At 34.4% G+C, this 26,602-nt stretch carries 23 protein-coding genes, 1 pseudogene and 1 other annotated feature; of the genes and pseudogenes, 21 read left to right on the top strand and 3 right to left on the bottom strand.

What is annotated here, in order from left to right:
• The first annotated feature begins 15 nt into the window (after window positions 1–15).
• The 20 genes and pseudogenes from LGAS_RS02525 (at window position 16) to LGAS_RS02620 (ending at window position 21,063) form a co-directional block, all read left to right on the top strand.
• A complete protein-coding gene (locus LGAS_RS02525) occupies window positions 16–1,101 on the top strand; it encodes a M42 family metallopeptidase (RefSeq protein WP_003651208.1) in 1,086 nt (361 codons plus the stop codon).
• Window positions 1,101–1,301, top strand: a complete 201-nt coding sequence (locus LGAS_RS02530; RefSeq protein ID WP_003647640.1) for a hypothetical protein — start codon at window positions 1,101–1,103, stop codon at window positions 1,299–1,301. The genes LGAS_RS02525 and LGAS_RS02530 overlap by 1 nt, the downstream gene beginning before the upstream one ends.
• 394 nt (window positions 1,302–1,695) lie before the next feature.
• Window positions 1,696–2,190, top strand: coding sequence for a PTS sugar transporter subunit IIB (locus LGAS_RS02535; protein WP_003647639.1), 495 nt, complete (start codon window positions 1,696–1,698; stop codon window positions 2,188–2,190).
• Window positions 2,191–2,192: 2 nt separating this feature from the next.
• Entirely contained in the window at window positions 2,193–2,990 is a 798-nt protein-coding gene (locus LGAS_RS02540; RefSeq protein ID WP_003651219.1) for a PTS mannose/fructose/sorbose/N-acetylgalactosamine transporter subunit IIC, read from the top strand.
• Window positions 2,983–3,816 carry a PTS system mannose/fructose/sorbose family transporter subunit IID gene (locus LGAS_RS02545; protein ID WP_003651221.1) on the top strand — a complete coding sequence of 278 codons (834 nt, stop codon included), beginning with the start codon at window positions 2,983–2,985 and terminating at the stop codon, window positions 3,814–3,816. The genes LGAS_RS02540 and LGAS_RS02545 overlap by 8 nt, the downstream gene beginning before the upstream one ends.
• 12 nt (window positions 3,817–3,828) lie before the next feature.
• Window positions 3,829–4,260, top strand: coding sequence for a PTS sugar transporter subunit IIA (locus LGAS_RS02550; RefSeq protein ID WP_003647637.1), 432 nt, complete (start codon window positions 3,829–3,831; stop codon window positions 4,258–4,260).
• Window positions 4,253–5,920: a glycoside hydrolase family 13 protein gene (locus LGAS_RS02555; RefSeq protein ID WP_003647636.1), complete on the top strand. Its 1,668-nt coding sequence runs from the start codon at window positions 4,253–4,255 to the stop codon at window positions 5,918–5,920. The genes LGAS_RS02550 and LGAS_RS02555 overlap by 8 nt, the downstream gene beginning before the upstream one ends.
• Complete coding sequence (locus LGAS_RS02560) at window positions 5,913–6,896, top strand: LacI family DNA-binding transcriptional regulator (RefSeq protein WP_003651224.1); 984 nt, start codon at window positions 5,913–5,915, stop codon at window positions 6,894–6,896. Before LGAS_RS02555 ends, LGAS_RS02560 begins: the two co-directional genes overlap by 8 nt.
• A gap of 11 nt (window positions 6,897–6,907) precedes the next feature.
• Window positions 6,908–8,914 (top strand): glycoside hydrolase family 31 protein, encoded by a 2,007-nt coding sequence (locus LGAS_RS02565; protein WP_003647634.1) that lies wholly within the window; start codon window positions 6,908–6,910, stop codon window positions 8,912–8,914.
• Window positions 8,915–9,021: 107 nt separating this feature from the next.
• Window positions 9,022–10,515, top strand: a complete 1,494-nt coding sequence (locus tag LGAS_RS02570) for a peptide MFS transporter (protein WP_003652347.1) — start codon at window positions 9,022–9,024, stop codon at window positions 10,513–10,515.
• A gap of 150 nt (window positions 10,516–10,665) precedes the next feature.
• Window positions 10,666–11,897, top strand: a pseudogene (locus tag LGAS_RS02575) (MFS transporter).
• A gap of 94 nt (window positions 11,898–11,991) precedes the next feature.
• The gene (locus LGAS_RS02580) at window positions 11,992–12,843 is read left to right on the top strand and encodes an alpha/beta hydrolase (protein ID WP_025012249.1); all 852 of its coding nucleotides are present in this window, start codon (window positions 11,992–11,994) and stop codon (window positions 12,841–12,843) included.
• Window positions 12,844–12,931: 88 nt separating this feature from the next.
• Window positions 12,932–13,372, top strand: coding sequence for a MarR family winged helix-turn-helix transcriptional regulator (locus LGAS_RS02585; protein WP_003647630.1), 441 nt, complete (start codon window positions 12,932–12,934; stop codon window positions 13,370–13,372).
• Window positions 13,373–15,106 carry an ABC transporter ATP-binding protein gene (locus tag LGAS_RS02590; RefSeq protein ID WP_003647629.1) on the top strand — a complete coding sequence of 578 codons (1,734 nt, stop codon included), beginning with the start codon at window positions 13,373–13,375 and terminating at the stop codon, window positions 15,104–15,106.
• Window positions 15,099–16,868 (top strand): ABC transporter ATP-binding protein, encoded by a 1,770-nt coding sequence (locus LGAS_RS02595; protein WP_021314908.1) that lies wholly within the window; start codon window positions 15,099–15,101, stop codon window positions 16,866–16,868. The genes LGAS_RS02590 and LGAS_RS02595 overlap by 8 nt, the downstream gene beginning before the upstream one ends.
• Before the next feature lie 49 nt (window positions 16,869–16,917).
• Complete coding sequence (locus LGAS_RS02600; RefSeq protein WP_003647628.1) at window positions 16,918–17,739, top strand: transporter substrate-binding domain-containing protein; 822 nt, start codon at window positions 16,918–16,920, stop codon at window positions 17,737–17,739.
• Window positions 17,740–17,795: 56 nt separating this feature from the next.
• Window positions 17,796–18,043: a binding site (T-box leader), on the top strand.
• Between the two features lie 145 nt (window positions 18,044–18,188).
• A complete protein-coding gene (locus tag LGAS_RS02605; RefSeq protein ID WP_003647627.1) occupies window positions 18,189–18,938 on the top strand; it encodes an amino acid ABC transporter ATP-binding protein in 750 nt (249 codons plus the stop codon).
• Window position 18,939: 1 nt separating this feature from the next.
• Entirely contained in the window at window positions 18,940–19,764 is an 825-nt protein-coding gene (locus tag LGAS_RS02610; protein ID WP_003647626.1) for a transporter substrate-binding domain-containing protein, read from the top strand.
• Window positions 19,761–20,399, top strand: coding sequence for an amino acid ABC transporter permease (locus tag LGAS_RS02615; protein WP_003647625.1), 639 nt, complete (start codon window positions 19,761–19,763; stop codon window positions 20,397–20,399). Before LGAS_RS02610 ends, LGAS_RS02615 begins: the two co-directional genes overlap by 4 nt.
• A gap of 13 nt (window positions 20,400–20,412) precedes the next feature.
• Window positions 20,413–21,063: an amino acid ABC transporter permease gene (locus LGAS_RS02620; RefSeq protein WP_003647624.1), complete on the top strand. Its 651-nt coding sequence runs from the start codon at window positions 20,413–20,415 to the stop codon at window positions 21,061–21,063.
• Between the two features lie 46 nt (window positions 21,064–21,109).
• Here LGAS_RS02620 and LGAS_RS02625 read toward each other — a convergent pair whose 3' ends face one another.
• From LGAS_RS02625 to treR, 3 genes are all read right to left on the bottom strand, one after another.
• A complete protein-coding gene (locus LGAS_RS02625; protein ID WP_003647623.1) occupies window positions 21,110–21,934 on the bottom strand; it encodes an Rpn family recombination-promoting nuclease/putative transposase in 825 nt (274 codons plus the stop codon).
• 106 nt (window positions 21,935–22,040) lie between these two features.
• The gene (treC, locus tag LGAS_RS02630) at window positions 22,041–23,699 is read right to left on the bottom strand and encodes an alpha,alpha-phosphotrehalase (protein ID WP_003647622.1); all 1,659 of its coding nucleotides are present in this window, start codon (window positions 23,697–23,699) and stop codon (window positions 22,041–22,043) included.
• A gap of 14 nt (window positions 23,700–23,713) precedes the next feature.
• The gene (treR, locus tag LGAS_RS02635) at window positions 23,714–24,439 is read right to left on the bottom strand and encodes a trehalose operon repressor (protein ID WP_003652361.1); all 726 of its coding nucleotides are present in this window, start codon (window positions 24,437–24,439) and stop codon (window positions 23,714–23,716) included.
• 193 nt (window positions 24,440–24,632) lie between these two features.
• On the opposite strand from treR, the gene LGAS_RS02640 reads away from it, so the two are divergent.
• Window positions 24,633–26,561, top strand: coding sequence for a PTS sugar transporter subunit IIABC (locus LGAS_RS02640; protein WP_003653551.1), 1,929 nt, complete (start codon window positions 24,633–24,635; stop codon window positions 26,559–26,561).
• The last annotated feature ends 41 nt before the right edge of the window (window positions 26,562–26,602 follow it).

A 26,602-nucleotide genomic window follows, 5' to 3' on the forward strand; every position in this document is an offset into this window, starting at 1 on the left:
GCGAGAGGAAAAATTATGAAAAAAGAACAAGAAATTGAGATGTTAAAAGAATTCTCTGATGCAAATTCAACCTCTGGATTTGAAGAAGAATTTGTAAAATTATTTTCGACTTATGCTAAAGATACAGCAGATATTACTGTTGATGGGATGCTTAATGTGTATGCTGCAAAGAAGGAAAATAAGGGAGATCGTCCTGTAATTCAAATGGATGCACACTCTGATGCGGTAGGCTTTATCACGCAAGCAGTTAGACCAAATGGGTTAATCAAATTCGTTCCACTTGGTGGCTGGGTAAAATATAATATTCCTGCATTAAAAGTAAAAATTAAAAATCGCGATGGCGAGTATATTCCCGGTGTAGTTGCTACTAAGCCACCACATTTCATGACTGCAGCTGAAAGAAATTCAATTCCAGAAGTAGCTGACATGTCAATTGATGTTGGCTCATCAAGTAGAGAAGAAACAATTAAAGATTACAAAATTGATACGGGTTGCCCAATTTTTGTAGATGTAAAATGCGAATATCATGAAAAATCAGGTCTTTTCTTTGGTAAAGATTTTGATGATCGTTTTGGTGCTGGTGCAATGATTGGCGTTTTAGATAATTTAAAAGGTGAGGAAACTAATTTTGATGTTGTAGCTGCCTTATCAAGTCAAGAAGAAGTTGGTCTTCGCGGAGCATATGTGACTGGAAGAAAAATTAAGCCTGATTTATGTATAGTGCTTGAGAGTTGTCCAGCAGACGATACTTTTGAGCCAGAGTGGTTATCTCAAACTGGATTGAAGCGTGGACCAATGTTAAGAGATATGGATACGACATTTTTACCGAATCCTAAATTCCAGCAATATGCTTGTGATTTAGCAGATAAAAATGGCATTCCATATACTCGCTCAGTGAGAACTGGTGGAGGACAAGATGGAGCCGCAATTTACTACGAATATGGTGCGCCAACAATCGTAATTGGAATTCCAGTACGTTATGAACATTCACCATATTGTTTCTCTGCATATAAAGACTTTAAGGCATCAGTGGATCTAGCAACTGCGATTATTCGTGATATGACGAAAGAAAAGTTAGATAGTTTTAAGAAGGTGATTTAATGGACTGGAAAAGTTTCTTTAAGAAAATGACGATTATAATTTGGATGCTATGTTTGATTAATTTGTTGGTATTAATAGTTCGTTATACTGCAAGTGATATTGGGATGTTCTTTTCGTGGGATTATCCGCTAATATGGGCCTTTATACTGGGATGTATTTTTTGCGTTTTGGCAATTTTTTGGCCTAAGAAAAAGAAATAAAGAAATGAAAAAGTGAATGTGACGTTACTTTAAAACCATTTTAAAGTAGAGTTTATGAAATTATTTGATTGAGTTTAAAACGTTTCAAGAAATGCTTGAATTGAAAAATAGCCGTTAAACGTAAATGTTATCTAAAGGTATAAATGACAAAAAATAATACCGATATATCGATACTATAAAGTGTTGATATATCGGTATTTTTGTATATAAAAATATTTTAATCTTTTATTTTCTAAATTATTTTTATAGAAAGCGCTTGCAATTTACTAAAAACATAATATACTTAAATTGTAACTTGAAACGTTTAAAGTTCTGAAAAGTGATATTGTTGAAACGTCTGAATTGAACTATATAAGTTGATTTAAAACGTTTAATTTTTACAGGGGGATTAAAAATGCCAATTACGTTAGCAAGAATTGATCAAAGACTTATTCATGGAATTACTGTTAATCAGTGGAATAAGGTTCTTCATCCAAAAAGATTTATGGTTATTGATGATGAGGTTAGCCAAAACGAAATGGTAAAGGCAAGTATGAGAATGAGTAAGCCAACAGGAACCGGCATGTCTATCATTAATGAAGAAAAAGCAATAACTAATTTTAAAAATGGAAAATATGATTCTCATTCTGTTTTCTTAATTGTTAAAGAACCACATTATATTTTGGATTTAATCAATGCTGGAATAGAAATCCCGAAAGTTAATGTAGGAGCTTTATTTGAAGAAGGAGATAGAAAACCTTACACCAAGCGAGTAGCTTTAGATGAAAAAGAACTAGCTGATTTAAAGGCAATTGCCGATAAAGGTATTCCAGTATTTTTCGAATATACTCCAGATGATGAAAATGAGGTTTCACTTGCAGAAGTACTAAAAAATAAAGGAGAGAATTAATCATGCCTATCATATTACAAAACATCCTGATAATTTTACTTGCAGCTTATATGGCTTGGGATAACGGTACAGGTAATCAGATTACAGGTAACTGGCCAGTTATTATTGGTATGTTAGTCGGTTTAATTATGGGTAATCTAAGTGTAGGTCTAGTTATTGGTGGTACGCTCCAGCTTATGTCGTTAGGTGTTGCAGCTATTGGTGGATCATCAATCCCAGAATATGGTGTTGCAACTATAGTCGGTGTATTTATCGCTATTCGAACTGGTGCTTCTACAGGTACTGCGATCGCTGTTGGTCTACCCGTCGGAATGCTAACTTTGCAATTAGATGTTGTTATCAAAATTATTAATAACTTCTTTGCTCATTGGTCACAACGTCTTCTTCATGAAAAGAAGTTTAATAAAATGGATGGAGTTTTCTATTTAACTATTTTTGTTTGGATGCTTAAATACATTATTCCAATTGCATTAGTAGTAATGTTTGGTACGCCAATTGTTAAATTAATTCTTCATGTTATTCCAGCATGGGTTACAAACGGATTAACTATTGCTGGTGGGATGTTACCAGTTGTTGGTATTGGAATGTTATTAAGATATATGCCAGTTAAAAAGTATTTAGCATATTTATTAGCAGGTTTTGTTTTAGCAGGATATTTAAAAGTTCCAATTTTAGGAATTGCTATTTTAGGTTTAGCAGCAACTTATGAAATTTATCGTATTAATTCAGCTAAGAAAGATAAAGAAGAATTACAAACAGCAGGAACAGTAGAAGATGAAGGAGACGACTTCGATGAGTAAAGAAATGAACCAACTTGAAAATGGTAAAAAATTAACTACCCATGAACGCAAAGATATGTTTAGACGCTGGATTTTTAATGCTGGCTTAGGTTATAACTTTGAAACTCAGCAAGCTCCAGCAGTGGCTTTTTCAATGAGAAAAGCTTTAAGAAAAATTTATCCAAACGATGATGAATATATCGAAGCAATGGATAATCATTACAAGTATTTCAATGCTAATCCATTAATGGCCAATATCATTTTAGGGGCTACACTGGCCATGGAAGAAAAGGATGGAATTAAAGCTAAAGATGCTGTTCAATCTTTGAAAACTTCTTTAATGGGACCATTTTCAGGTGTTGGTGACTCTGTCTTTTGGATTTTAATTCCGACTATTATGGGTTCAATTGCTGGTTACATGGCGCTTCAAGGTAATGCAGTTGGTGCAATTTTATGGATGCTATTGCAGCTTTCATTCTATTGGTTAAAAATGTGGTTCTTTAAAACTGGATACGATTCAGGTACTAAGTTAATCACATCATTAGGTGAAAAAATTAATATATTTACTGACGCAATTTCTGTCATGGGATTAATGGTCGTTGGGTCACTAATTCCAACAGTAGTAAAAGTATATACACCATTAAAATTTAGAACCGGGAAAGTTATGCTTTCTATTCAAAGTGGTGTTCTTGACAAAATTATGCCTGCTTTACTTCCGGTTGCTGTAACTGGTCTTGTTTATTGGCTCTTAGGCAGAAAAAAGTGGACCCCAACTAAGATTATTTTATTGATTATTGTTATTTGTTTAGCTGGTGCTGCAACAGGCATCTTAGGCGTTGCAAAATAGATAGGAAGAAAAATGAGTAATATTAAACGTCATATTGTGATTGCATCACATTCAACTCTCGCTGAGGGAATGGCCAATGCTTTAAAATTTTTTGAAGGTGACAGTCTTAAACTGACAGTTTTATCTGCCTACGTTGATAACAAGCCAATCGAAGGACAGATTGAAGAAATATTTAATCAATTTGATAAAAATGATGAAGTTGTTGTTTTAACTGATTTGTTAGGTGGTTCTGTAAATCAAAAATTCTTCCCATATATTAGTCGTCCCCATACTCATGTAATCACGGGTATGAATCTATCATTAGCAATGGCAATTACTATGGAACCAGTTGATGGTTATTTAACAAGTGAAAAGATTCAATCAATTGTTTCAGAAGCTCAAAATCAAGTGAAATATGTGAATGAATTAGCGGCTGATTCGAGTGAGGACGATGAAGATGAATGATTGGAAAAAGAAAGCTATAGTCTATGAGGCATATGTACAAAGTTTTAATGATTCAGATGGTGATGGAATAGGAGATCTACCTGGTTTAATTGAAAAACTAGATTATATAAAGAATTTGGGTGCCAATGTGATTTGGCTTACGCCAATTTTTAAATCTCCTCTGGTAGATAATGGATATGACATAGCTGATTATGAAGCTATTAACCCGATTTATGGGTCAATGAATGACTTTAAAAAGTTATTGCAGCAGGCTCATGAAAGAGATCTGAAAATTGTAATGGATCTTGTTGTTAACCACACTTCAGATCAACATAAGTGGTTTAAAGAATCTAAAAAAAATAGAAATAATAAATACTCTGACTATTACATCTGGCGTGATCCGAAAGAAGATGGAAGTGCTCCTACGAATTTGGGCTCAGCATTTGGCGGATCGGCTTGGACTTATGTACCTGAGCGAAATCAATACTATTTGCATCTTTTTGCTAAGCAACAACCAGACTTAAATTGGGATAATCCTCAAGTTCGCAATGACATTTATCAAATGATGAAATTCTGGTTGGATATGGGTGTAGACGGATTTAGAATGGATTCGATCAGTTTCATTTCCAAACCAAGTAAATTTGAGGATGCGCCTTTGGAAGATAATAAGGAATATGGTGCATATTATTATGGCTCTGCTAATGGACCGCATATTCATGAATATTTACGTGAAATGAATCAAAAAGTTCTAAGTAAATATGATGTAATATCGATTGGAGAAACACCGCATACCACTGCTAGAGAAGCTCGACTTTTTGTTGAACCCGATAGACATGAATTGGATATGGTATTTCAATTTGAACATATGCATGTAGATTATGGTGAATTTGGTAGGTATTCAGATGTTACTTTTAAGATGAGTGATCTCCGTAATTCAATGACTAGCTGGCAAAATGATTTGTCATGGAATTCAAATTATTTGGGTAATCACGATCAACCACGAATTGTTTCTAGATTTGGAAATGATTCAAAGTATAGAAAAGAATCGGCTAAGATGCTTGCAATGGTATCTTTATTGCAAAAAGGAACTCCTTTTATTTTTCAAGGTGAAGAAATTGGAATGACCAATTTGCATATTAAAAATATAGATGAATTAAAAGATCTAGAAGCTCATAATATATACAGTTTCTTAAAATCTAAAGGTATATCTGATAAAGATGCCTTAAAGATGGTTAATAGAAAAACACGAGATAATGCCCGGACTCCTATGCAATGGAATAAGGAGCAAAATGCTGGTTTTTCTAGTGGCAATCCATGGATAGAAGTAAATCCAAATTATTTAGAAATTAACGTAAAGAAAGATTTACAAGATTCAAATTCAATTTATCGTTTTTATCAAAAGCTTCTAAAATTAAGGAATAATAATCAGGTGTTGCTTGATGGTAACTATGATTTAATTACGCCTGAAGATTCAGCAATTTTTGCTTATACTAGGAGTAGTGATAAAGATAAAGTTGCGGTTATTTGTTCTTTTGTACCGTATAAGGTTAAATATGAATTACCTGAAGATTTTGTAAACAAAAATAAAGTGATTTTGTCTAACTATGACGATAGAGAAGATATGGCCTCGAATACAATCTATTTAAGACCGTATGAAGGAGTTGTAATTAAACGTGAGTAACATGAAGGACGTGGCGCGTGAAGCTAATGTTTCAGTAGCAACAGTTTCGAATTTCCTTAATGGAAAGAAAGTGCGCCCAAAAGCTGCAAAAGATATTGATTTAGCTATAAAAAAATTAAATTATGTACGAAATAATACGGCAAGATTTTTAAAAACGCAAAGATCAGCTTTTGTGGTTTTCGTTGTCCCAAGTGTATGGTCTCCATTTTTTTCCGAGTTAACTTTTTGGGTTCAGAAATATTTAGATAATCTTGGATATAAGATGGTGCTATGTGTATCAGAAAATGATTATCAAAAAGAAAAAAGCTATGTAACAATGGCAGAAGAACAACGAGTAGCTGGTATTCTTTCAATTTCATATTCTGATTTAACTAGTCATGTACATTCTGATATTCCCCTCGTTTCTATTGAAAAAGAAAGTACAGGTCAATTTTCACTAGTTTCATCAGATAATTATGAAGGCGGAAAGATAGCAGCTAAAGAATTAAGTGAAAGAAATATTGATAAATATATTTTTATTGGTTCTGCAAATCACTCTTCTGTAGAAATGAATGCGCGTAAAGCTGGTTTTATAGATTATTGTAATAATCATGGGCTCAAATTTGAAATAGCGGAAGTTGACTCTCGAAAAAATGATAAAAAGAAAATTAAGAATCTGATAGATGAAATTTCAAATAACGGTAAGAAATATGGAATTTTTGCTCATACTGATGAAATCGCACTTATTTTGACACAAGAATTTCAAGATGCTGGTCTAAAGATTCCAGAACATGTGCAGATAATTGGTTTTGATGGTTGGAAACTAACACCTGATACACATTTAACTATTTCATCTATTAGACAAAATATTGAAGAAATTGCTAAAACAGCTGTTGAACAATTACATAAGGAAATGGAAGATCCAGATCATAGAGAAATTTCACGATTAATGATACCTGTAGCTTTTCGTGCAGGTGATACGACTGAAAATAAATAGAAGAGGTAAATATGTTTAATACTAGAAATACCCAGTTCCTTGATTATTTTTATGAAGGCGAGCATTTATGTATTTACCCATGGGGTCATGGACTAAGAGTTCATGACTCTTTTTTTGACGGGATGCATAATTGGGCTCTTACAGAGAAAAGTGATTTTGATTCTAACTTTAGGGTTATTTACAATGCTGATGAAGCTACGATAGTTAACGGAAAAACTAAAGCAATCGTTAATAAAAATGGAAAAATTACTTTTTATGATAAAAATAAAATAATTTTAGAAGAGTTTTGGAGGGAACGAAATTTTAGAAAGATAAAAATTAATAATAGTCAGTTTTTAAATCAAAAAGAAAATGAATATTCAAGTGCTTTGAAAATAAAAGCAAGAGACTTTAGTCCGAATAATAAAGGCTCATATGAAGTTGCAGTAAGATTTGAAGCAAATGATAATGAGAGAATATATGGAATGGGACAATATCAGCAGAGTCAATTAAATCTGAAAGGCTGTAAATTAGAGCTAGCTCAAAGAAACTCACAAGCAACAGTCCCATTTTTGATTTCTAATTATGGGTATGGTTTGTTGTGGAATAACCCAGGAATAGGTGAAGTTACATTTGCAAATAACATTACAGAGTGGAAAAATATTGATACTGATTGTATTGATTATTGGATTTGTGCAGAGGATACGCCAAAAGAAATAATTTCTGCTTATACTAATGTAACTGGACATTCTCCCAAGATGCCGCAATATGCTTTAGGACTTTGGCAAAGTAAGTTGAGATATAGAAATCAAAATGAGGTTATTTCGGTAGCAAAGCATTATCATGATTTACATATTCCACTATCGGTAATTGTTATTGATTACTTTCATTGGCCAAAACAAGGTGACTTTAAGTTCGATAAACGTTATTTCCCTAATCCAGAAAAGATGGTGAAAGATTTAAAAAGGCTAAATGTTGAATTAATGGTTTCAGTTTGGCCAAATATTGATTGTACTAGTGAAAACTATAATGAAATGAACGAAAAGGGATATTTAGTTCGAGTAGATAATGGGAAAAGTATTACAATGACTTTTCATGGTAATACTACCTTCTTTGATACTACTAACCCTAAGGCACGTCGATTTGTTTGGGATAAAATAAAAAGAAATTATTATCAAAAGGAAGTTAAGCATTTTTGGTTGGATGAGGCAGAACCTGAATATTCGACCTATGATTTTGATAATTATCGATTACATCTAGGTAGGAATTCCCAAGTCGGAAACATCTACCCAACCTTGTATGCTAAAGGATTTTATGAAGGAGAAAAGAAAGAAGGGCAGCATAACCCTATTAGCCTAATTCGTTCAGCTTGGGCAGGAAGTCAAAAATATGGCTCACTTGTTTGGAGCGGTGATATTGATTCAAGTTTTCGCTCATTTAAGTATCAATATCAGGCTGGACTTAATATTGGTTTAGCTGGAATTCCATGGTGGACAAGCGATATTGGCGGATTTCATGGTGGAAGTTCTACCGATTCTGAGTTTAAAGAACTATTGATTAGGTGGTTTGAATTTGCAGTATATTGTCCTATTTTGAGAATGCACGGTGATAGAGAGCCCCATGAATTTCCAATTGATAATCAAGTGGAAGGCACAGGTGCTCCTAACGAAATATGGTCATTTGGAAAAGAAACTTTTGACATTTTACGTAAACAAGTAAATATCCGAGAAGCTCTTAAGCCATACATTAATTCTTGTATGAATGAAGCTCATGAAAAGGGGTTTCCTGTCATGAGAACTTTATTTTTTGAATTTCCTGAAGATAAGGTTAGTTGGAATATAGAAGATGAGCATATGTTAGGGAAAAAGTATTTGGTAGCCCCGATTTTTGAATTCGGAAAACGAAGAAGACAAGTTTATTTACCGTTTGGATCCCGTTGGAAAGATGTTAACAGTGGCTCTATTAGAAGTGGCGGAATATGGGTTAATTGTGAGGCATCTTTAGATCAAATTCCGGTTTTTGAAAGAATTGACTACTGAAAATAACATATATAGTTCTATACCAATTTGACTACATATTCTAAATAGGTATAAAATTAACCTTTCTGTGTGAATAAAACACAAAAGACAGAAAGGAATAATTTTTGATGAATAATTCGACAACAGAGAAGACTTTCTTTGGTCAGCCACGTGGCTTGTCTACCCTGTTCTTCACTGAAATGTGGGAGAGATTTAGTTACTACGGTATGCGTGCTATCTTACTCTTCTACATGTACTATGCTGTAGAACGTGGCGGTCTAGGCATGGATGAAACAACTGCTGCTTCAATCATGTCTATTTACGGCTCGCTAGTTTTTCTTTCTACGGTAGCTGGTGGCTGGCTAGCAGATAGAATTTGGGGAGCGAGAAGTACCGTCTTCTTTGGTGGTGTCCTGATTATGATCGGGCACATTGTTTTAGCTTTGCCAATGGCAGAGTTAGGTTTATATATTTCAATTGCATTTATTGTAATTGGTACTGGATTGCTTAAGCCGAATGTTTCTAACATGGTAGGTGGTCTTTACTCTTTAGATGATCGCAGAAGAGATGCTGGTTTCAGTATTTTTGTGTTTGGAATCAACCTTGGATCCGCTTTAGCTCCCTGGCTTGTTCCTTGGGCAAGTGAAGGCTTTGGTTTTAACCTGTTTGGTAATCATCTTAACTTCCACGCTGGATTTTCTTTGGCAGCAGTAGGAATGTTCTTTGCCTTAGTACAATATGTATGGGGAGGCAAAAAGTATCTTTCTGATGATGGTATGCAGCCAACTGATCCAATTGATCCTGCAACTCGTAATAAATTATTGAAGAGAGTGCTTTTAGGTGTTTTGGTCTTAGCAGTTGTTTTAGGTGTGATGGCTGCGTTAGGTCAATTAAACGTTGACAATATTATTACTTTAATTACTATTGTGGCTATTGCTTTGCCAATTTACTACTTTGTTTTAATGCTTAGAAGTCCTAAAGTAACCAAGGAAGAGCGCTCAAAAGTATGGGCGTATATTCCATTATTTATTGCTGCTGCGATTTTCTGGGGAATTGAAGAATCTGGATCAGTTGTTTTAGCCTTGTTTGCTGCGCAAAGAACGGTTCTTCATATTGGAAACTGGCACTTTACTGCTGCTAACTTCCAAACTTTAAATCCATTATTTATTATGATTTTAACCCCATTTTTTGTTTGGCTATGGGATAACTGGAGAAAACAGCCGAGCGCTGCTGGCAAGTTTGCAGCTGGTTTAGTCTTTGCTGGACTTTCATACATGTGGATGGCATTGCCAGGTATGCTCTATGGAACAAATGGGCGAGTTAGTCCATTCTGGTTAGTTGGTTCATGGTTCATTGTTGAAATTGCTGAGATGCTTATTTCGCCAATTGGATTATCCGTAACAACTCGCTTGGCTCCTAAGGCATTCCGTTCTCAAATGATGAGTCTTTGGTTTTTAGCTGATGCAACTGGACAGGCTGTTAATTCGCAGATTGTTAAGTATTACTCAAGTAAAACTGAGGTAGCTTATTTCCTAATTGTTGGTTTGGTAAGTGTCCTGTTTGGTGTTGTGATGTTTTTCTTTACAAAAAAGATTCACAATTTGATGGCGGACGCTGAGTAATTAAGCAAAATTGAATATTTAAATTAAAAAGATTCAAGCTTTAGCTTGAGTCTTTTTTCTGTAGGCATTGTAAATTATTAAAAAACGAGTAGAATGAATTCTGAAGAAATAATTGGATGACAGAGAGCATTCGTTTTGGAGGAATTAAATATGGATACAATGGTTAAGCACAGACATAGTCTAAGCAAAAATCAGAAGTGGGTTATTGCATCTACTTCTTCAGGTTTTGCTCTTGAAAATATGGATGTGCTTTTTTTATCGTTTGCAATGAGTTCAATGATTGCTGATCTTCACTTATCGGGCGGAGCAGCAGGTTTTATTTCGACAATTACTAACCTTGGAATGTTAGTGGGCGGAATTGCTTTTGGAATTTTAGGGGATAAAATTGGCCGTGTTAAGACTTTTAGTCATACAGTAATTATTTTTGCGATTGCGACTGCATTGATGGCTTTTGCTAATAATATTTATATGATCTATGGACTACGTTTCCTAGCAGGAATCGGAGCTGGTGGTGAATATGGCGTTGGAATTGCTTTAATTGCTGAGAACTTTCATAAAGAGCAAATTGGTAAAATGACATCAGTTGCAGCAATTGGTGGCCAAATTGGCGCAATTTTAGCAGCTTTGATTGCGGCTTGGATTATACCAACGGCTGGCTGGCATATGCTATTTCTAGTAGGAATTATTCCAGTAGTTTTAACAATTTTTATTAGAAAGCATGTTCATGAAAGTGAACAATTTCTTGAAGCTAAAGCTAGTGAAAAGAATTCATTATTGTCAGATGTAGCAAAAAAATGTTCTCTACGCCTCGTCTTGCTTGGCAAACACTCGGCTTGATGATTATGATGACTGTTCAAATTGCGGGCTACTTTGGCTTAATAAACTGGTTGCCAACTATTGTTCAAAAACAATTAAATTTAAATGTTTCAAATTCTAGCCTTTGGATGATTGCAACTATTATTGGGATGAGTATCGGAATGATGACTTTTGGTTCAATTTTTGATTACTTTGGTCCGAGAAGAGCTTTTGCAATTTTCTTAATCGGTTCTGCCTTGATGGTCTACACTTTGAGTTTGGCTCAAAATATGGCTACTCTTTTAGTAATCGGTGCTGTTGTCGGCTTTTTCTCAAACGGGATGTTTGGCGGTTACGGTGCTGTGATCAGTAGATTGTACCCAACTGAAATTAGATCAAGTGCCAACAACATTATTGTTAATGTAGGAAGAGCAATTGGTGGTTTTTCATCAGTAGTAATCGGTATTTTAATGGATAGATATAATCTTGGTGTAGTAATGGGCTTTTTGTCAGCCTTATATATTATTAGCTTCATTGTGATGATTACTTTACCAGGCTTAAAGAATTTATCAAAAGTAGCAAAATAGTATAGCTTTTAGCAATAGTAAACTAGTGAGAATAAATATTTTTCAATTAATAATTGTCCTTGTATACTGGAGAAAAAGTGTGAGAGGAAAAATTATGAAGAAGAGAAAAATTTATCTTACTAGTTTTTTTATTGCTTTATTTTTATTATTTTTAGCGGGATGCAGTCAAAAGTCGCAAGAAGTTCCCGACAAAAAGGTTACTGTGTCATTGAATAACACTAAAACAATTCCGACTTTTTTCTTCCACGGCTGGGGATCCAGCGTAAATGCTGAAAAGCATATGGCAAATGCAGCTAAAGAGGCTGGCGCGGCTAATACAATTGTTCAAGCTGATGTAAGTAAAAATGGTACTGTTAAGTTGAATGGAACTATTCCTAAAAATGCTAAGAGCCCAATTATTGAGGTTAATTTGGAAGACAATCAAAGTGGCAAGACATCATACGTGAAAGATGTGATTACTGCCGTTTCAAATAAATATCATTATGCAAAAATCAACCTAGTTGGACATTCGATGGGAAACTTGCAGATTGCTAATTATATTAATGAAAACTACAACAATAAAAAATTGCCACAGATCAATAAAGTAGTTTCAATTGCTGGTCATTACAATGGCTATTTAGGCGAAGAAGCTGGACAAAAAGCTAAGATCAAGAATAAAGAAACTGGGCAACCTGATATTTATAGTGACGGATTTAAGCAATTATTACCGTTGCGTATGCACTATCCAAGGCAGATCGAAGTTTTAAATATTTATGGTAATAAGGAAGATGGTTCGAAGTCAGATGGGTCGGTTTCTGTAGCTTCTGCTCAAAGTTATAAATATTTAATTAATGGACGAGCAAAATCATATCACGAGGTTGAAATTAAAGGAAAAAATGCACAGCATAGTAAATTGCATGAAAATGAAGAAGTTGATCATCTTCTAATTGACTTTTTATGGAAATAAAAATAAAAAATATTGACAAATAGTCCCTGTAGATACTAATATGATTAAATGATTAGTATCTACAGGGACTATTTTTGCGAGGCGAAGCATGGAATTAAGTGAAACAGAAAAATTAAATTTTGCGATTATTCGTGGTAGTAAGGCTTACGAAGAATGGGATAGACAACAAGGAATGCCGAATTATTTAACAATAATTTTGTATGAATTGTTGATGCGACAAAAATTAACTCAAAAAGATTTAGTTAGCTTAAGCGACTTACCCAAGCAATCTATTAATAAGGGAATACATCGCTTGTTAGAACAGAATTATTTAGAATTGACAATTGATCCAGATGATAATCGCGTAAAATATTGTCAATTAACTGCTTCTGGTAAAAAGTATGCTAAAGAAAAAATGGCGTCCTTATTTGAAATAGAAAAGGAAGTTGCTCAAAAAATGGGCTCGAAAAAGATGAAGCAATTGGTAGCTCTAAATGAAGAATGGAGCGATACTTTTTGGAAATTTTTAAGAAAGAAGGGAGAAAAATAAATGCAGATTTTGAAGCCACACTTTAAAAATTATCGTAAAGAAATTATTTTTGCAATTATCACTATTTTGGTTTCAGCTTTTGCAACTTTATGGCAACCACGATTGCTAGAAAATATTCAAAAAGCAATCTTAGCTGATAATCACGATACTGTTTTAAGAGATGGGATTGGGTTAGTAGTACTTGGCTTATTAGCGATTATTGCTGGGATTTTTAATGTATATTATGCTGCAAAAATTGCCCAGGGAATAACTTCCGATTTACGAGAAGAAACTTATGCTAAAATTCAGAGCTTTTCATTCGGAAATATTGAGAAGTTTTCTAGTGGCTCTTTAGTAGTACGTTTAATTAATGATATGAACCAAGTTATGAACATGATGATGATCTTATTCATGCAGCTACTTAGAATGCCAATAATTTTACTTGGTTCATTTGTATTAAGTATTGTTACCATTCCTCATTATTGGTGGGCGCCAGTATTGATGCTCGCTTTAATGATAGGAGTTGGATTGGTTGTTATTCAAAATATGAACCAACTGTTTGCCAAGTTTCAAAAATATATGGATAAAATTTCTACTCAGGTAAAAGAAAACTTGCAAGGTGTTCGTGTAGTCAAATCTTTTAATCAAGGTGAAAATGAAATTAGGAGATTTAACAAAACTTCTGATGATTTGAATGAATTAAACATTAAAATTGGTTATTGGATTTCTACTATTATGCCAGCATTTATGCTAATTGCTTATTTAGTCATTGCATTAGTAGTCTTTTTAGTAGGCCGCAGTGCTAATTTAAATCCAAGTGATGTAGCTGTTGTATCGCCATATGTTTCTTATATTTTAACTTTGCTCTTTGCAATTTTAATTGGTGGCTTTGTGATTATGAACTTCACCCGTGGGATGGTTTCTTTGAGAAGAATTAAGGAAGTTCTTGATACTGAGCCAGATGTTCAATTTGTTTCCAATGCTTCAGCTGCACCAAAAAAAGGAAGTATTGAATTTGATAATGTATCTTTTACTTACCCAGATGGTGATAAGCCAACTTTAAAAAATATTTCCTTCAAAGTAAAGCCGGGAGAGATGGTTGGTATTGTTGGCGCAACTGGATCAGGTAAGAGTACGCTTGCTCAACTTATCCCGCGTTTGTATGATCCAACTAAAGGAACAATCAAAATTGGTGGCAAAGATTTAAAAACTATTGGTGAAAAAGCTCTTCGTAATACTGTTTCAATGGTTTTACAAAAAGCAATTTTATTCTCTGGTACAATTGCATCCAACTTACGGCAGGGTAAAGAAGATGCAACTGATTATGAATTGAAGCGTGCTTCAGAAATCGCACAAGCGCAAGAATTTGTAGGACAATATCCTGATGAATTCGATCATGCAGTAGAAGAGCGTTCAGCTAATTTCTCTGGTGGTCAAAAGCAACGTCTATCTATTGCTCGTGGTGTAATCGGCCAGCCACCTATTTTGATTTTAGATGATTCAACTTCTGCCTTAGATGCTAAATCTGAAAAATTGGTTCAGGAAGCTTTAGAACATGATCTAAAGGATACTACGACAGTAATTATCGCTGAAAAAATTGTGTCAGTAATGAATGCTGATAAAATTTTAGTTTTAGATGATGGAAAACTCGTTGCCGAAGGAACTCACGAAGAGTTATTAAAGATTTCTCCAATTTATCAAGATATTTATCGCACACAAAAAGCTAAAGAAAAGAGAGGTGAAATTGATGAGTAATACTAAAAAAGCCTTGAGATACTTTGCTAAGTATCTGAAGAATTACTGGAAGGGAGTTACGATAGTTGTAGTTCTTTCCTTGGTTTCAACTTTAAGTCAGGTTTTAGGACCGCTTTTCCTGGGAAATGCCGTTCAAGAATTAACTAAGGCTGTAAGCAATGTAGCTAGACGTAGTCACGATTTAAGCAGTTTTTATCAGTCTCTTGGCTCAATGGTCAGTGTATATGCAGCAGGAATTATTGCTTCTTTCATTGCTTGGATGGTAATGTCTAAATTTACTGCGAATGCTACAAATGATATGAGAGAGAACTTATTTGCTAAGTTTCAGAGAATGTTAATTCGATATTTTGATACTCATCAAGATGGAAAGCTGTTATCTTTATTTAATTCAGATTTAGATAATATTTTTAATGCCTTAAACAATGCAATTTTCGAAATTATTTCTCAAGGTGCATTATTAATCGGAACGATTATTATGATGTTCATTGTCAATCCGACAATGGCTTGGTTTACAGTGGCAACAACCCCATTTATTTTGATAATTAGTTTAGTTATTATGAAAAAGGCACGGATTTACCTAGATAAACAGCAAGATAAAATCAGTGACCTTAACGGCTATGTTAATGAACAGATTAATGGTGAAAAAGTTATTATTACTAACGGTTTACAAGAAGAATCAGTTCAAAGTTTTAAAAAATACAATAACGATGTCCGTAACGCTATGTTTAAGGGGCAGTTTTATTCCGGAATGCTTTTCCCCTTATTACAGGGAATTTCTTTACTAAACTTAGCTATTGTAATTGGTGGAGGCGCATGGTTAATTGTTAGTGGCCAGGTAAGTAGGGCAGTTGGCTTAGGATTGATTGTGGCCTTTGTTGAATATTCTCAAACATATTTCCAACCTCTAACTCAATTAACTTCTATTTATTCTATGACTCAGCTCGCCTTAACTGGTGCAAGAAGATTAGCTACTGTTGAAGAGCAAGATGAAGAAAATACTGTGCCAAATGGTAAAGTTTTACAGGGAATTAAAAAAGGCGTTAAGCTCGAAAATGTTCATTTTGGCTATAACGCTGATAAAGAAATTTTGCATGGTGTTTCAATTGACGTTGATAAAGGAAAATCTGTTGCTGTAGTTGGTCCAACTGGATCGGGGAAAACGACTATTATGAACTTGATTAATCGCTTTTACGATGTTAATAGTGGAAAAGTAACCTTTGATGGCGTTGATGTGCGTGATATTACGCTTGAATCTTTAAGAAATAATGTAGGTATTGTTCTACAAGATTCAGTGCTGTTTACTGGAACAGTTGAAGATAATATTAAGTATGGTAAGCCAACTGCTAGTCGAGAAGAAGTAATTGCAGCAGCAAAAGAAGCTAATATTCACGACTTTATCATGACCCTGCCTGAAGGCTATGATACCCATGTTTCAGAAGAAAATTCGGTCTTTTCTACAGGTCAGAAACAATTAATTTCGATTGCTAGAACTATTTTGACTGATCCAGAATTTTTGATTTTGGATGAAGCGACTTCTAATGTTGATACAGTTACTGAAGCCAAGATTCAAAAGGCAATGGATGCCGTTATTGCGGGTAGAACAAGCTTTGTTATTGCTCACCGTTTGAAGACAATTCTAAATTCAGATAAAATAGTAGTATTGAAAGACGGAAACGTCATTGAAGAAGGAAACCACGACGAGCTACTTAAGAAACGTGGATTTTACTACGGACTATATACTAATCAAATGGCATTTGAATAATTTAGAGGGATCTTTTCCCTCTAATTTTAGTTAGGGGAAAATAAAAAAAGTGAAAAGAAAGCTACGAATTTTTTCTTTATTTACTGTCTTATTGAGCGTTTTTTTACTATCAGCATGTCGAAAAAATACACGTAATGTATACCAAGAAGTTAAAAGAAGTAATGAAATTACCTGGGGCGTTAAAGCTGATACACGTTTATTCGGTTTAATGAGCATTAAAACTGGAAAGATTGAGGGTTTTGAAGTTGATTTAGCTAATGCCTTGACCAAAGAAATGCTTGGAAAAGATGCTAAAGCCAATTTTGTACAAACTACTGCCAAAACTAAGATTCCATTATTAAAGAATGGAAATATTGATGCAGTTTTAGCTGCAATGACAATTACACCGGAGCGTAAAAAGCAGATTGATTTTAGTGAACCATACTTTTATGCTGGTCAATCTTTGTTAGTTAAGGAAGACTCAACAATTAAAAATGTTCAAGATCTAAATGGAAAAACAGCATTAGCTGTTAAAGGTACAACAGCTGTCGCTAATGTTAAAAAATTTGCTCCAAAAGCAAAAGTATTAGAATTTGACGATTATGGTCAAGCGTTCACTGCGCTAAAAGCAGGTCAGGGTCAAGCAATGACGACTGATAATGGTTTACTTGCTGGGATTGCTACTGAAAATAAGGGCTATAAGCTTGTTGGTGGTACATATACAAATGAACCATATGGTATTGCGGTAAATAAGGGACAGAAGCAGATGAAGAATGCAATTAATCGTGCTCTCAATAAATTAAAAAAAGATGGGACGTATAATGCATTAGTAAAGAAGTGGTTTAGTGGTATTCCAGGCTTTAATATTAAAGAGGCTGAAGGTGAAAAATAAATTTTTTACTTGCCTTTTTTGGAAAAATATTATTAAATGTAATCAACATTTAAATTTAAAAAGCGATGAAAAGAAAAGTAAATAATTTATTTCTTTTAGTGAGTTAACGATAGTGGAAAAGTTAGCAGACCCTGGATTATTGAAAGACACTTTTACAATGCTGCTGGCTGAAATCTCAGTGAGAGTAAGTTGAGCCGTAAGCGGTACGTTATCTAGCCGCTGGAGCATGTTTGTGCTCTAGTCAAGTTGGTCTTTAAGTAGACAATTTAGGTGGTACCGCGGAAAAAAGCCTTTCGTCCTGAGAAATATAGGAGCGAAGGGCTTTTTTCTTTACTCCAAATTAGAAAAGGAGTTATGTCTGAGTAGGCAATAGGTAAGCTATATTAAAGTTAATTTTAATAATTTTAGAGTAGAATGGAAAAGTGAGTAAAAAAGAGAGGGGAAGCACAATGGCTGCAATTATTGATTTTAAGCATGTAAATAAGTACTATGGTAAATTCCATGCTTTAAAGGATATAAATTTAAGTATTGAAGAGGGTCAAGTTGTTTCAATTATTGGACCATCTGGTTCTGGTAAAAGTACTTTGATTCGGACAATGAATGGGCTAGAGCGAATCAATTCTGGTACTTTGATGGTTACTGGCTATGATCTAGCAGATAAGCATACGGATTTAAACAAAATTCGTAAAAATGTGGGAATGGTTTTCCAGCATTTTAACTTGTATGACAACCATACTGTGCTTGAAAATATAACTTTAGCTCCTAAGATTGTTTTGCACCGTCCAGAGAAAGAAAACCACGATATTGCAATGGATCTTTTGAAAAAAGTAGGTCTTGAAGAAAAGGCTAATATGTATCCAAGACAATTATCTGGTGGACAAAAGCAACGTGTTGCAATTGCTCGTTCGTTAGCAATGAGACCAAAGGCTATTTTATTTGATGAACCAACTAGTGCGCTTGACCCAGAAATGATTCAAGATGTTTTAGATGTTATGAAGTACGTAGCAGATCAAGGAATTACAATGGTTGTTGTAACTCATGAAATGGGCTTTGCTCGTGAGGTTGGAGATAGACTTATTTTCTTTGATCAAGGAAGAATTTTAGAAGATGCTAAGCCAGAAGAGTTCTTCGAACATCCTAAGACTGAACGTGCGCGTCAATTTTTAAGTAAGGTTATTACTGAAAAGCTAGGTGGCTAAAATGAAAAAATCAATTAAGATTTTTATTTTACCTTTGGTATTAGTTTTACTGATTACTTTAACCGGATGTGCCAAAAAGCAAAAATCAAGTAATATTTATGAACAGGTTAAAGAAAGTAAAACCATTACTTGGGGCGTTAAGGCTGATACGCGATTATTTGGTTTAATGAGTATTAAAACTGGAAAAATCGAAGGCTTTGAAGTGGATTTAGCAAAAGCCTTAACTAAACAAATGTTAGGTAAAAATGCAAAAACTGAATTTGTGCAAACTACGCCTAAGACGAGAATTCCGCTACTTAAGAATGGTAACATTGATGCAATTTTAGCAACAATGACGATTACACCTGATCGTAAAAAACAAGTAACTTTTAGTGAACCATACTTTACTGCAGGTCAATCTTTACTAGTTAAAGATAATTCAACTATTAAGAATGTTAAGGATCTTAATGGTAAAACTGCTTTAGCGGTAAAGGGAACAACAGCAGTTGATAATGTTAAAAAATTTGCACCTAAAGCAAAAGTTTTAGAGTATGACGATTATGGTCAAGCTTTTACTGCCTTAAAAGCGGGACAAGGTCAAGCAATGACTACTGATAACGGTTTACTTGCCGGAATTGCGAGTGAAAATAAAGGCTATAAATTAGTTGGTGGTACCTACACCAGTGAGCCTTACGGGATTGCTGTAGAAAAAGGACAAACCGATTTTGCTGACCGTATTAATAAGGCACTAAATGAATTAAAGAAAAACGGAACATATCATCGTTTGTTAGTTAAATGGTTCAATGGTATTCCAGGATTTAACATTAAGGAGGTTGAAAATTCGTGATAGGGATTTTAACAAATCACTGGTCTGAATTCTTATCAGGCTTTTGGAACACAATCTTATGTAGTCTGATTGCCCTGTTCTTTAGTTTAATTCTTGGGGTAGGCTTTGCTTTATTAGAAGTTGCACCAAATAAGTTTGGTAGAGCAGTAGCACATGTCTATATTGAAATTTTTCGTAATATTCCTTTACTAGTTATTACAATGATTTTTTACCTTGTTGTACCGCAAATTTGGTTTAAGGTATCTGGTTTTGCAGCTGGTACAATTGGATTAACCTTGTATACTTCAGCTTTTATTGCGGAAACTGTTAGGGCAGGAATCAACTCAGTTGGAGATGGGCAAATGGAAGGAGCTCGTTCAAATGGGATGACTTATACGCAAGCAATGCGATATGTTATTTTGCCACAAGCTCTAAAGATTGTAATTCCTCCATTGGGCAATCAATTTATTAACTTAATTAAAAACTCATCGGTATTAGCCTTTGTAGCCGGTTTTGACTTGATGTATCAAGCAGATGTCATAGCTTTTTCATCTTTTGAAACTATTAATACCTATGTTGTTGTAGGTTTATTTTACTTAATTTTAACCTTGCCATTAAGTTATTACATGCGTCACTTAGAAAAGAAATTAGCCTAGGAAGGAGAAAAAGATGGAAAACTTTATTCATGCATATTCTTGGATTAACATTCGCTTTCTCTTACAAGGTTTGTGGGTGACTATATATGTATCCTTAATATCAATTGCCTTGAGTTTTATTCTAGGGCTAGTATTTGGTTTTATTCGATATGTGAAGATTAAGTATCTTTCAGCTGTTGTTGGTTTTGTGATTGATATTATAAGAAATTTACCGCTATTGTTGATAATCTTCTTTACGTACTTTGGATTGCCAGAGTTAGGAATTGTTACTAATCCAACAGTAGCATCGATTATTGCTCTAGTAGTATTTGAAGGAGCCATGCTTGCTGAAATTGTCAGAAGTGGTATTGCTGCTGTGGATCCGGGACAAATGGAAGGAGCTCGTTCAAACGGGATGACCTATATGCAGGCGATGTATCATGTGATCATTCCGCAAGCTCTTAATAAGATGATCCCGTCTCTTTTGTCACAATTCGTTTCATTAGTTAAAGACACGTCACTTGCAACAATTATTGTTTTGCCAGAGTTATTGTTCCATGCGCAAATTATTTATAGTCAAAATACAACCTACTTAATTCCAATGTATGTAATTATTGCAATTATGTATTTCATTGTTTGTTTCTCACTCTCAATGATTGCTAAGCATTTGCAAAGTAAGTATTAATTATGTGAAAAACCACGTGAGCTGAATTCACGTGGTTTTTTGTTGATTAATTATTTTTTATAAATTGTTTTAGTTCTTTTTGAGAGAAGTATGAACCATAATCTTCAGTTAATTGTTTTAAAATGAAGTCATTGCTCGCATTCAGTTTTCTACTGAGCTTAATCATCTTCTTAATAGCATCAACCCGCTCTTCTTCTTTTGCAACATATCGCATATCATCAAGTTTCATTTGGTAATCCATGAGCTCTTTCCTTCTTTCTGGATTAGTTTTATATTTCTCAACATCGCTTTGTAACTTTTGAATAAAGCTATCATTTGTATTAATTTTACCACGCATTAGATCAAAAAAGCCTTGCAGACGCGGCGTGATTTCCCCTTTTGTTCCACTTGCATTAAGCAAAATCAGATTTTGACCAATATTTAATGGATCATGTCTAAATCCCTCAGTGCTCCAAGTAGTATTATAGCGATATTGGTCAAGCCCAAGCGGATCGGTTGGTAGAATTAAAATTAAATACGTAGTAGGCAAGTTGCGATAATTTTCACCTTGCATAAATAGACTTTGATCCATCATTGAAAAATAATATCGCATCCGCTTTCCTAAAAAATCAGGCAGGGTCATTTGTAGTTCAATATCAAAGACTCGGCCTTTGTCATCTGTAGCATAGATGTCGGGGATAATACCATGCATTGCAGGATGAAACTTCAATCTTTTCTGTGTTTCAAAACCAGCAGTTTGAATATGCAATTCAGGCGCAATTGCTCGTAAAAGGTCGCGGCAATTATTTCCTTGTTCCATAACCCAGCTAAAGATTGGATCAGCGGTGATATCAGCTTCATCAACCCGTTTTTCTAATTCTTTTCTGTTCATAGAAAACTCCTTTAAGTGTATTAGAGAAAGATCTCCAATCTTAATTACGCAAAAGGGAGTTTTATTTTTTTGAAAAGAAAAAGAAGATCAATCTGATCTTCTTAAATTAAAGTTTGATTGCTAAAGCTTCATAAGGCTTTAATTGCAAGGCTAAAGGAAGAGAAGCAAGATTTTTATCGTAATTTTGAATTAAAATATGCCCCGCCTTATTTAAATATTCAGCAGGTATTTTAACTTCAGTTTCTTTGCCATAGAAGTTTGCAAATACTAAAAGTTTTTCATTAGAGTCATCTAAATAACGTTCATAGGCCATAACTTGTGGGTGTTCCATTAAAAATGGTTTGATGTGACCTTCAGAGATCAATTTTTCTGATTTTCTGAGTTTAATTAATTTTTGATAGAAATTAAAAATTTCACCATCCAGTAGTTCTTTTTCAACGTTAATTCTATCTTGGTCTGTTGGCATAAGCCAAGGTTTGTGGTCACTAAAACCAGCATATTGAGAATTATCCCAGTGCATTGGAACCCTTGAATTATCGCGAGCTTTAGACTGAACAATTTCAAAAGCTTCTTTTTCATCAATACCTTTTTTGATTAATGCGTCATAGGCATTCAAAGCTTCGATATCAACATAATCCTTCATGGAAGTATAGTGAGGATCCATCATACCAATTTCTTCGCCCATATAAATGTAAGGCGTTCCGCGTAGTAGATGAAGAGCAAGAGCTAACATCTCAGCAGATTTATTGTGATATTTTCCAGTATCACCGAATCGATTTAATGCCCAAGGCTGGTCGTGATTATTCCAGAATAGAGCTTGCCAGCCGCCACCTTGATCAATCTTACTATTCCAGGTAAGCATAATATCTTTTAATTTCTTAAAGTCAAAAGGCATCTTAGACCATTTTTCACCGTTTTTATAGTCAACTTTGAGGTGATGAAAGGTAAAGACCATTGAAAGCTCATGATCTTCTGGACGGGTATAAGCAATTGAATTTTCAATCGTAGTTGATGACATTTCTCCAACAGTAACTGATTCCGGGTCTTGACCGAAGGATTTTGCATTTAATTCTTTTAGATATTGCTGCACCACTGGTGTATCAGTATAAAGGGATTTTTCTTGCACCGGATCTGTTGAGTTAACTAAGGTAGTATCTTTCCCTGTAACGTTGATTACGTCAAAGCGGAAGCCGTGAACTCCTTTATTACGCCAAAAGTTTACAACATCTATTAAGGCAGCGCGAACTTCAGGATTGTGCCAGTCAAGATCTGCTTGAGTTGGGTCGTAGAGGTGGAGATAGTAGTAATCAGTGTCGCCAAATTTTGACCAAGCTGGACCACCAAATTTTGATTGCCAGTTATTAGGTAGTTGTCCGTCCTTACCTTTTCTAAGATAAAAGAATTTTTGATACTTCTTATCTCCGGCTAGAGCTTTTTTAAACCATTCATGTTCTGTTGAGCAGTGATTTAAAACCATGTCGAGCATCACATTAACGTTAATACTTTTTAATTTAGTTACCAATTCTTCGAAATCATCCATTGTTCCAAAACGAGGATCAATTTTTTTATAATCAGCAATGTCATAGCCGTTGTCATTTTGTGGAGAAACAAAAAATGGGTTAAACCAAATGAAATCTACATTTAGCTTCTTAATATAGTCAATTTTTTCAATGATGCCACGTAAGTCGCCAATACCATCATTATTTGAGTCATAAAAAGATTTTGGGTAAATTTGATAAATTACTTTATTGCCTAAATTATTCATCGCTAGGATCCTTTCTAAAATTTAATCTTTTTTCTTCGAGCAAAATCAACAAACTTGAATTTATCAGGTCGATGATATGACAGAGTTAGTTCAAATTTAGTTGTATCAGCTAAATAATTTCTGCTTGCGACCAGCACTGCGAGTTCGTTATCTAGTTGAAGTAAATCTCGAATTCTTTGGTTAACTGTGCAGACAGAAATTTCTTTCGTTGCATAGGAAATTTCTAATTTTTCTTTATTTTCTAAATAATTATAAATAGAAGTTTTTGCAGCATCTTTTGGAAGTGAATTAATAGGAGGTGAAAGCAAATAGTCGCAATCTAAGACATCAGCTTGTCCTTCTATTAATCGCAAGCGTTCAAGATGAAAACCGGCACTGTTTTTTTCTTCAGGAAAATATTTGATAAAGCCAGTAGGTAAATGTTCTTCTTTTTGTAAAAGTAAAACTTTTGTTTCCGCCTTAAGTCCTAATTGATTGTTCAATTCAGCGAAACTGCTAATTCCTGAAATAGGAAAAGCGTAGCGATCAAGATTTAAAACTATTGAGCCTTTTCCGCGAATTTTTTGAATTAAGCCTAAGTCAGTTAAGCTAGTAAGTGCTTTGCGAATTGTTTCTCTTGAAGCCCCATATAAGTCCATTAATTGATGTTCACTAGGGAGATATTCGCCAGGTTTATATTGTTGATGCTTAATTTTATCTACTAAGTCTTGAGCAATAGCACTAACTTTGGATTGAGCCATAAAAAATCCTCCTTTGTCTTTAATTATATACACTTGTTTAGACAAGTAAAGAAAAACTTTATTATCTACAAAATGCTTATTTAAAAGAAAAGTAAGCTTTTTCATAAAATAGTATTGACAACTTGTACAGACAAGTATAGTATTTAAGTCAAGATTAATGAAAGCGGATACTTTCAAAGAGGAGAATGAAATTATGGTACAAGATACTACTAATTTATTAGCTCCAGCTACTGGAGCGGTTATTGCTTTAGCTAAGACTTCTGATCCAATCTTTTCTCAGGGAACAATGGGAGATGGATTTGGATTAACTCCAACTGTTGGAAAGGTTGTAGCACCTGTCTCAGGAAAAATTAGTATGGTTGCTGATACTAAGCATGCTGTCGGAATCGTCACTAATGAAGGACTAGAGGTGCTAGTTCACATGGGCGTTGATACAGTTGGTTTAAAGGGTGCACCATTCACGATTAAGATTGAAAATGGTCAAGAAGTTAAAGCTGGCGATGAAATTGCTGAAATGGATTTAGATGAAATCAAGGCTAAGGGATTAGATACAACAATCATGGTTTTGATTACTAATTCAGCTGATAAGATTTCAGGACTTGATGTAACTGAAGGTGAGGCAGAAGCTGGTGAGGTTGTCGCAACAGCTTACTTAAAAACTTCAGAAACAGAAGACACTTCAAGTAAAAAGTTATCCTATCCAGAATTGGCTGCTTTCATTATTAAAAATGTCGGCGGTAAAGATAATGTTAACAATGTAATTCACTGTATTACCCGTTTGCGTTTTTATTTAAAAGATGAAAGTAAAGCTAACGATGACGTTTTAAAAAATCAACGTGGAATTCTAGATGTGATGCATGCTTCTGGCCAATACCAAGTTGTAATTGGTAATGAGGTAACTAATGTCTTTGATGAAGTAGTCAAGCAATTAGGACCTTTAGATAGTGAAGCAGCTCCTGCTCCAGAAGATGACGGTAAAAATCCAGTTTCAAAAGCTTTTGGTAATTTAATTGGATTTATCACTGGTTCAATGAGTCCAATTATCGGTGTAATTGCTGCAGCAGGTATTATTAAAGGTATTTTGGCATTACTTACTCTGCCTCAATTAGGTAGTTTACTTAGTGTCAAGAGTACAGCCTATATTACTACTAGTGCAATTGCTGATTCAGCCTTCTTTTTCTTGCCAGTCTTAGTTGGTTATTGTGCAGCAAAGAGATTGAATTCCGATCCAATCATTGCAGCAGTAATTGGTGGTGTGCTTGTTTACCCTCAATTAGTTGAATGGGGTAAAGCTTTTAAGACGATGTTTGAAGTTGGTGGGATTAAGTTTGAGTTCTTGAACTATACTTACTCAATTTTCCCAATGATTTTAGCTGCATGGCTTGCTAAAAAGTGTGAAGATTGGCTTAAAAAGTGGCTACCATCATACTTGCAAATGATTTTTATCCCATTAATTACTGTTTTAGTTGTATCTGCATTGACTTTAATGGTAACTGGTCCGATTATTCAAGGTGTTGCTAACGGGATTGCTGTCTTCATTAACTGGTTAGTTCACGCATCTGGTTGGATCGGCGGATTCATTATTGGTGGATTTTACCAAGTATTGGTTATCTTTGGTTTGCACTGGGGTGTTGTTCCACTTGTTGCACAACAAATTGCCGGAACTGGTGAAAGTGCGTTAAACGCAATTATTTGTTCATCAATGATTGCTCAAGGTGCTGCAGTATTAGCTGTTGCTATTAAGTCTAAGAAAGAAGACTTAAAAGAATTAGGATTTGCTTCAACTATTTCTGCAATGTGTGGTGTTACTGAGCCAGCCGTTTATGGTATCAGTTTAAGATATAAGAAAGTATTTATTTCTGGTTGTATTGGTTCTGCATTTGGTGGCCTTGTTACTGGATTAATGCATGGAACAATGTATGGCTTTACTGGTGGATTAATTGGTTTTTCTTCATTCTTTAATCCAAAACATCCAACTGATTTATCTAGTTTCTATACTTTCTTGATTGCTAGTGCTGTAACAATTGTAGTTTCATTTATCGTAACTTGGGTTTGGGGCTATAACGATAGTATGGTTCAAGGCGCCAAGGTTGCAAAGAAAAAGAGACCTGGTAGTAAGTAGAAATATTTATTTAAATTAAATAAACAATAAAACAACGTTGG

Origin of the sequence: Lactobacillus gasseri ATCC 33323 = JCM 1131, from assembly GCF_000014425.1 — a bacterium.
In the GTDB taxonomy this organism is placed as follows: domain Bacteria; phylum Bacillota; class Bacilli; order Lactobacillales; family Lactobacillaceae; genus Lactobacillus; species Lactobacillus gasseri.